Genomic DNA, 7644 nt, shown 5'->3' with positions numbered 1-7644 from the left:
GCGCCGCAATCTGGATTTGTGGGGCCAGGTCGGCGTTGGCGCGATCGCCCTCGGCTGCGTGTCGGCGGCAGCCCTTGGCCAGGTTGCCGTCGGTACACCCTGCGTGATAGGAGGCGCCACTTCGCAAGGGCTGTTGTCGTTCTGGGAAAAACAGCAGTAAGGTCGACGCGCGGGTTTACGGAAGTGCGGCACTCTCACAGGTCGGCCTTCGCTTTGGTCAATGCCGACTGTGCGCCGGACGCGCTCGCTTATGACGCCGATCACTTGCGCCAAGCCATGGCCGCCAAACGGGCGATCGCCGTCATCTCCAACAACCCGTCACGGGCGCTCAAATATCCGCTCGACATACATCTCTATGCCCAGCGCCCTCTCGTCGAATGCTGCTTCTCGAAGCTAAAGCAATTCAGCCGCGTAGAAATCCGCTTCGAAAAGACCGCCCGAAATTACCTTGCTGTCGTCACTCTCGCAGGCATCGTCTTATGGATGCGATAAGTGTCCGCAACGCCTAGTCCGGAGAGACATTGACGGTGTGGTGGTAGATGCCCGAAAGTACTTGACTCCAACCCGGTCGATCGCGGAAGCGGATGGCCGCACCCGAGCCGCGCTGGGCCGCCGGTGCAATGAGGCCATGGAAGGCTAATGTCTCATGTTCTGAGTAAATTGCTTCGTTGCCGGTCGGCAACACACCGTGCACGTTTGCTCGGTCCACGATGCTGTTGCGGGAACTGACGCAGCGATGCGCCCAGTCCGACTTTGTTCAGGCTGCTCTGGAGAGTTGCCGGTGTGGATCAATAACGAATTTGCTTGCGACGCCGGCGTCGAATGATTCGTAACCTGCGGGCGCCTGCTCAAGATCGATCACTTTGACATTTACGATTTTGGCGATGGGCAGTCTGTCCCAAAGTATCGCCTGCATGAGCTGCCGATTGTATTTGAGCACCGGCGTCTGGCCGGTATGGAGCGCATGCGATTTTGCCCAGCCAAGACCGAGGCGAAGACTGAGGTTGCCGTGTTTGGCAGCCTGCTCCTTCGCGCCAGGATCGTCGGTCACATAGAGGCCGGGAATGCCGATCGCGCCGGCCGCCCGGGTGATTTCCATCAGACTATTGAGCACGACGGCAGGCGCTTCGATCACCTTGCCGTCTGTTCCTTGCGCTTTCGCCTCAAAGCCGACGCAGTCGATCGCGGAGTCGACTTCTGGTACGCCGAGGACCTCAGCAACGAGTTCGCCGAGACGATCGTGCCTGGTGAGATCGATGGGCTCGAAGCCGACCTTCTTGGCGTGAGCGAGCCGCTCCTTATTCATGTCTCCGATCAGCACGGCTGCCGCGCCAAGGATACGTGCGGCCGCGGCCGCCGCAAGCCCGACCGGCCCTGCCCCGGCGACGTAGACTGTCGATCCGACGCCGACCTTGGCGGTGACAGCGCCGTGAAACCCCGTCGGCAGAATATCAGAGAGGCAGGTCAGATCGCGGATCTTGTCCATCGCCTGAGCTTTGTCCGGAAACTTCAGCAAATTGAAGTCGGCATAGGGCACCATGACGTAGTCGGCCTGACCGCCGATCCATCCCCCCATATCGACATATCCGTAGGCGCCCCCGGCGCGGTCGGAGTTGACGTGAAGGCAGACTCCGGTGTCGCCCTCTCGACAGGTCCGGCACCGTCCGCATGCAACGTTGAAAGGAACCGACACCAAGTCGCCGATCTTGAGATATTCGACGTCGCGGCCCTTCTCTATTACTTCACCGGTGATCTCGTGCCCGAGCACCATGCCGGCCGGCGCTGTCGTGCGGCCGCGCACCATGTGTTGATCGGAGCCGCAGATATTCGTCGTTACGACCTTGAGAATGACGCCGTGATCGATCGTCTTTCCTGCCGGATTGCGGAAGGTCGGAAAATCGATGTTCTGGACTTCGACGCGGCCGGGCTTGAGGTAAACGACGCCACGATTGGAGTTGGAAGGCATCTGCAATCTCCTTAGGTCTCACGCTGTGCGTCATGTCGACGCGATAGGTTTTCTGCTGGACGCAGGCGCTTCGGCGCGCAGATGGTCCCGGTCATCCTCGAGGTATGGACGATCTTGAAGACTACTTTGGCCGTCTTGCTGGAATTACCCCAATGTTGCGATAATTCTATTTTGCATAGCGTCTTTTTGTTGCGTCAATTGTCCGTCGCAACTTGCCAATGTCTCGACGCCTTGATCTTGTGGCAAATTCGCGCGCTGGGGCTTTGCCGCGGCTTCGTTCGACGATTGCGGGCTAAACACGTGAACCTCAATCGATCGTGACGGTCGAGTCTCAACTCCGCGTGAGCGGAGCCGACTTCACATCTTGTTCGTCGTCGCGACCGCCCTACTAATACGTCTGGGGTTGGACGGTATCAAAGCAAGTCAGATCGAATAATGGCCAGCTCCGCCGAATCGACCTTGAATCAACCCGCTGCACTTCCAGCTGCCCGAGGCTCGATCGCCGAGCACCCGCCGGGATGGCCGCAAACAACTTTTGAAACTCGTTCGCTCGTCAATATTTCCCCGCCTGAGATCGCCAAGCGCCGTTCCTCGAATTGGTCGGGGTTTCGCGGAGAGACGGTCCAGATCACCCGGCACACGCAATTTGAGTACGGATTTCGAAATCCATGGCATCTGCTCATTGCGACAGACGTCGCCGAGCGCTTCGATGGCGAGTCCTTTGTTGAAGGCCTGCCGCGGTCGACCTTGCGCGATTGCACGCACAAGCTCACTTTTGTTCCCGCCGGGCGCGACTTCCGCGGATGGCAGAAACCGCGCGTATTGACGCACACAACCTGCTTTTACATTGATCCGCGCGGGCTTCTCGCCGATCCCGAGCTGCGGTTTGAGGAGATCGAATTCAAGCCCCGCCTGCTGTTTTACGATCGCGATCTCTGGCAAACCGCGCTCAAACTCAAGTCCGCAATCGAGAACGCGGACACGGTGCATCGGCAATACGCCGAAGCACTCGGCATCATGCTGACGCATGAGCTCGTTCGCATCAACGCTGATACGGAGCTCCACGAGCCGGTCGGTCGGGGCGGCCTTGCGTCCTGGCAACAGAAGCGGGTGGCCGCCTATATCGAGGCGCATGTCGCGGACGATATTCCGCTTGTGGCACTGGCCGATTTGGCGCGGCTCAGTCCGTATCATTTCTCCCGCTCGTTCAAGCGTTCTTTCGGCGTGCCGCCGCACCGATATCACGCGACCCGCCGAATCGAACGGGCCAAGCAGCTATTGGCGAATCGCGAACAGTCGGTCACGGCAATTGCACTTGAGGTCGGCTTCAGCGATACCAGCACATTTACCACCGCGTTTCAGAGGCTGACCGGCGAAACCCCGACCTATTACCGTCGCCGTCTCGATTAGAGTGGGCGGGGTTCCGGATCCCACGCGATAGCGCACCCCGACTGGGCCGCCCTTTGCGGCGCGCGATGCGGCTCGCGAACGACATCTTAGAAGGACGTAGCGATCTGCCTGCTGCCGATCGGCAGCAGGCGCGATTTCCTCTGATCTTCGAAACACGCGTCTCGAAACGAGCGGCACGAGAGTCCGCGTCACTGATCTTGAGACGAATAAGTCGGTGGTCGTTCGTATCACCGACCGCGGACCATGGGTCCGTGGCCGCGTCCTCGACCTCTCGCTGGCGGCCGCGCGCAGCTTGGGGATTACAAATCGTGGCGTTGCTCAAGTTCGTGCTGAGGTGTTGTAGCAGACGTGCATTGGCCCTGCGAAAGCACGTAACCGCCGCCCACGCGCCCTTACGTCAACAGTCCGGGTTTTGGCGTGAAACGAATCTGCCGTGTCTCTAAAGAACCCTGACGCTATCGCGGCTCTCGTATCGGCCCTTAGGCTCGTCAACGGAGACGAAGTTGCGCGAACCATGCTCCAGGAAGGTATGAGCCTCGCCATGCTGATGGACACGATGTTCTCCGCGCCGATAGCACATCGCGATGCCGCTCGATACGTCGCGAGTGCCTTAGATGACTTCGCCATTACACCAGAACTTGGCCCGGTCTGGCATCTTCGTTACCTGTATGATGATGAGCCCGGCTCATTTCGCGTTGTCGATATGGAGGTAGCCACGCCGGCCAGTACGCTGTCCAGCAATGACCTTTGGCTTCGGCTGCCGTCTAACTAGTCCCAAGCTCTGCAATGCGGGACCGTGCTTCGACGATTCGCCGGAGCCCTCTGCCCTACGTGCCGGCCTTGTAGGTCCTGATCGTGCCGGCCGGTATGTCACAGCATTAGAGGGCGCGGCTGCGGCTCACGATGCCCTTTCCGCAGGGCTGCGTCTTTACACCATGGCCTGAGCCCAGTTGGCCGCGATGATCCAACTGCTCCCGCGCCCTTTCACGTCGGCGAAAATCGAGATCGGTGACGCCCAGCGAGGTCTGAAATCTTGATCTAACTTGCATCCTGCGTGCAGGCTGGCAGCTCTTTTGAATCCGTGGGGAATCGACCTTCCGAGCACGAACGGCGACGAAGCGCGACTGCAAGGAAGATTTTAGAAGCTACCAATTAAAACCGGCGTGTGCAGAAAGTATTCGCAGTCGAGCGGCGCGAGCCGTGCAAAAGGACACTATGCCTGCCGAAGTCGCGAGAGCCAAAGCAGGACAAAGACATTCAAGTTCATGCAGGCGGATGCCCATAGACGCATCACGTATCGGATTTGGCGGAGTTACCGCAGTTCCTTGCCGTAGCTTGTTTCTAGAGCCGTCCAAGGTTTGCGAGAAATGAACGTCTTCGCGAGGGTTTAGCGCCCAGAGTTTGGAGGAGTGGATATCCTCTCGCTTTCAATAACGCGAAATCGTGGCAAATTAGTCTGCTATGCGCCAAGAGCCGCCAAATCGACGAAGTCGCCTGGTGTGAAGGGTTTCGGATGCCGGCCCCATGACGGTGTTGCCGCGCACACGGGGGCCGGCGTCCGAAAGCCTCCAAAGGAGGAAACCGCGCTGGGGGGACGTAGGTCGATGCCGCGTGATCGAGCTAGTCGCGTCAAACAACCTTCAGACGATTAGGACGATCGCCTGTGGGGATTTAATGTTTGGCGGCACGTGTACTTTCAATGGCTTGGCTATAGCAAAAATACCGCACCACACAATCTAAACGTGAGCTCCTCGATATTTGAAAGCCATGAGGCAAACTGATCTCTGGCGGCTGGAAAGCCCGCGGAGCTATCAGAGCCGAAACTGTTTCGAGCTGCTCGTCAAGAGCATCACCGCATTTGTAAGTCTGCTTACGTCGAAATTCCTGGACGGGGTCCAACTAGCGCGACGTTGCACACAATCGCGATCGAGGATTCGAGTTGGCTCTTGTGCAATGGTTGGTGCTCCGCCACGAACTTCCAGATCAGCACGTCCTCGATCATCGGATCGTCGCCAGCTACGCACCAATTGCCCCGCTCGTCACGATGAGCTGTCGCCTATTGCTTCGCCGTGTCGCCAGCCGCGGCGTTCTACCGCGCGAGCGGTTTAGTCCCTCGACCCTATGCGGACGTCGCTGGCGTCATGAGCAGAAGATACTTTGAAGCGACCACGGAACCAGTCGGTCGTTTGGAGGCCACCAATCGGTGTTAGCCCGCCTGCAATTTACGCCGAACGATCCGTGCGGTAGCGTTGCTTCGATCCGGTCGTGATCCAAGTTCCAGAACCGGGGGCAAGCCGGGCACAGCACATGAACGTGCATATCAACGTCGTCGGAGGAGCCATGAAAAAAGTCACGATGGCCGCAGCGATGATCCTCGCTGCCGCAGGGTGCGCGGCATCGGCCCACGACGCCATAGGGACAAAGACCGGATCTGCCGCCCCCGCGACGGTGACCTCACAGCCGGCGGCGTGCAGGAGCATCGAGGACTTTTTCCTGACGAGCTGCGCGCTGGCTTCGAGCGGTATCACCGTGTACGGTATCGTCGACACCGGCGTGAGCTGGCGCAGCCATGGCGCGCCGTTCAGCGGGACATCTGCCCCGGGCGTGGACTATCTCGTTCAGAGGTACAGCAACCGCCCGCGCTGGGATCTCGGGCCGAACGGCTTGAGCCAGTCGAACATCGGCATCAAAGGCAAGGAACCGTTCGCGCCCGGATGGGATTTCATTTTCGATCTGCAGGCCGGGCTCGATCCCTATTCGCTCCGTTTTCCTAACGGGCCGCACTCGGTAGCGCAGAATGCCGGCATACCGCTCACCAGCCAGGACTCCTATGCCGACTCCAGCCGGGCCGGACAATTCTATAATTCCGTGGGCTACGCGGGCGTCAGCTCTCCCTACGGCACGTTGACGCTTTTCCGGCAAAACGCGCTCACGCTGGACGCGGTTTTTGCCTATGACCCGATGGGCGCTTCATACGCCTTTTCGCCGCTCGGCTGGCAGGGACTGACCTGCGGCGCGGGCAACACCGAGACCTGCCGGCACAGCACGGCGCTGAAGTATCGGGTCGACGTCGACCAGTTCAGGGTGGCGGCACTTTGGCAATTCGGTGGCTACGAACTGAACAACGCCGCGACCGGCACCTACCAGCTCCAGGTCGGCGGCGACGTCAACCTCGCCGGAGGCAAGCTTTCGCTCGACGCGATCGGCAGCTACGCGCAGAATGCCGTGGCGATCGGGCTGGCCGGCAATACGTTGCCCGCGGGGCTGCCGCAGGTTCTGACCGCCACGCTCTCCGACAACTCGGCCGTAATGCTGGTCGGTAAATACACGCGCGGGCCCTGGCAGCTGTTTGGCGGATACGAATTCATCCGCTATGCGCCGCCCAGCGATCCCTTCGCCCCCGGAACCGGTTTCATCGATATCGGCGGAGACTTCGTCTGCGCCGGCTGCGCGGCCACCAACAACACCAACATCAACAACACCGCGTTCAGCGGCCGCGACAAACTGTTCCATGTAGTCTGGACCGGTGTGAAATACGCACTTACCGGTGATCTCCACGTGATCGGCGCCTACTATTACAACAACCAGCCGGCCTTTGGTGCGCCCGTCAACTGCAGCAACCCTGCCGCGTTTGCGAACTGCCGTGGCACCCTGAATGCCGCCTCTGTCGCAGTCGATTGGCAGTTTGCGAAGAAGTACGACGCCTATGCCGGCGTGATGTGGTCGCAGGTCAGTGGGGGGCTCGCGAACGGCTTCCTCAACCGCGCCTCGCTCGCTCCGACGGTCGGGTTACGCTTCCGCTTCTGAAGGACAGCTGCGGATCACGCCGGCTTGATTGGGCCGCGTGGAAACGGCGTAATAACCCCAGCAGCCACTACGGAAATAACGACAACAATGGCGAGCGCCTCGACCGAAGCAAGCTATCGTACCATTTGTTCCAAAGCTCAGGCATGCGCTGGCCTCTGTTGAGAGATTGAGAGCGCACCTACGATCGATACAATCCACTCTCTAAGAGAGACGTGCCTTTGCGACCAAGAAACAATCCTACACATCGTCGCGTGCGTTTTGATCGCGCGGCAAAATGACCCCCGAATGTCGAGCGAACGTAGATTACGGTCCCCGCGCAGTGAGATCGCCCGCGGCTATGTCGAAGATGTTGGCTGACTGTTAAGTAGTCGTCCGTGAACAAGGCTCTAAGCGATTGAGCAGGAGTCAGTTTTCCGGTTGGGGCGGCATTTGAGATTGCAGGGATTGGGGGCTTGAGGCCC

At 59.6% G+C, this 7644-nt stretch carries 5 protein-coding genes and 1 pseudogene; 5 read left to right on the top strand and 1 reads right to left on the bottom strand.

What is annotated here, in order from left to right; all coding sequences use genetic code 11:
* Positions 1-243 precede the first annotated feature (243 nt).
* Positions 244-492, top strand: a pseudogene (locus ABIB66_RS43210) (IS5/IS1182 family transposase); the annotation flags it as partial.
* Positions 493-757: 265 nt separating this feature from the next.
* On the opposite strand, the gene fdhA reads toward ABIB66_RS43210, so the two are convergent.
* Complete coding sequence (gene fdhA, locus ABIB66_RS43205) at positions 758-1966, bottom strand: formaldehyde dehydrogenase, glutathione-independent (RefSeq protein WP_354212101.1); 1209 nt, start codon at positions 1964-1966, stop codon at positions 758-760.
* Between the two features lie 435 nt (positions 1967-2401).
* On the opposite strand from fdhA, the gene ABIB66_RS43200 reads away from it, so the two are divergent.
* The 4 genes from ABIB66_RS43200 to ABIB66_RS43185 all read left to right on the top strand — a co-directional run bounded on the left by ABIB66_RS43200 (position 2402) and on the right by ABIB66_RS43185 (position 7183).
* A complete protein-coding gene (locus tag ABIB66_RS43200) occupies positions 2402-3376 on the top strand; it encodes a helix-turn-helix domain-containing protein (RefSeq protein WP_354212103.1) in 975 nt (324 codons plus the stop codon).
* 133 nt (positions 3377-3509) lie between these two features.
* Complete coding sequence (locus tag ABIB66_RS43195; RefSeq protein ID WP_354212109.1) at positions 3510-3719, top strand: septal ring lytic transglycosylase RlpA family protein; 210 nt, start codon at positions 3510-3512, stop codon at positions 3717-3719.
* 198 nt (positions 3720-3917) lie between these two features.
* Positions 3918-4148: a hypothetical protein gene (locus tag ABIB66_RS43190; protein WP_354212105.1), complete on the top strand. Its 231-nt coding sequence runs from the start codon at positions 3918-3920 to the stop codon at positions 4146-4148.
* Between the two features lie 1535 nt (positions 4149-5683).
* Complete coding sequence (locus ABIB66_RS43185; RefSeq protein WP_354212107.1) at positions 5684-7183, top strand: porin; 1500 nt, start codon at positions 5684-5686, stop codon at positions 7181-7183.
* Positions 7184-7644: the final 461 nt, after the last annotated feature.

The sequence above is a fragment of the Bradyrhizobium sp. F1.13.3 genome, assembly GCF_040548265.1.
In the GTDB taxonomy this organism is placed as follows: Bacteria; Pseudomonadota; Alphaproteobacteria; order Rhizobiales; family Xanthobacteraceae; genus Bradyrhizobium.
The sequence above is the reverse complement of the archived record's forward strand: the minus strand, read 5'-3'. Positions and strand labels throughout refer to the sequence as shown.

What these genes read in the sequence shown, in the direction of transcription:
- fdhA (WP_354212101.1), bottom strand. Translation starts at nt 1,966, where the DNA reads ATGCCTTCCAACTCCAATCGTGGCGTCGTTTACCTCAAGCCCGGCCGC.
- ABIB66_RS43200 (WP_354212103.1), top strand. Translation starts at nt 2,402, where the DNA reads ATGGCCAGCTCCGCCGAATCGACCTTGAATCAACCCGCTGCACTTCCA.
- ABIB66_RS43190 (WP_354212105.1), top strand. Translation starts at nt 3,918, where the DNA reads ATGCTGATGGACACGATGTTCTCCGCGCCGATAGCACATCGCGATGCC.
- ABIB66_RS43185 (WP_354212107.1), top strand. Translation starts at nt 5,684, where the DNA reads ATGAACGTGCATATCAACGTCGTCGGAGGAGCCATGAAAAAAGTCACG.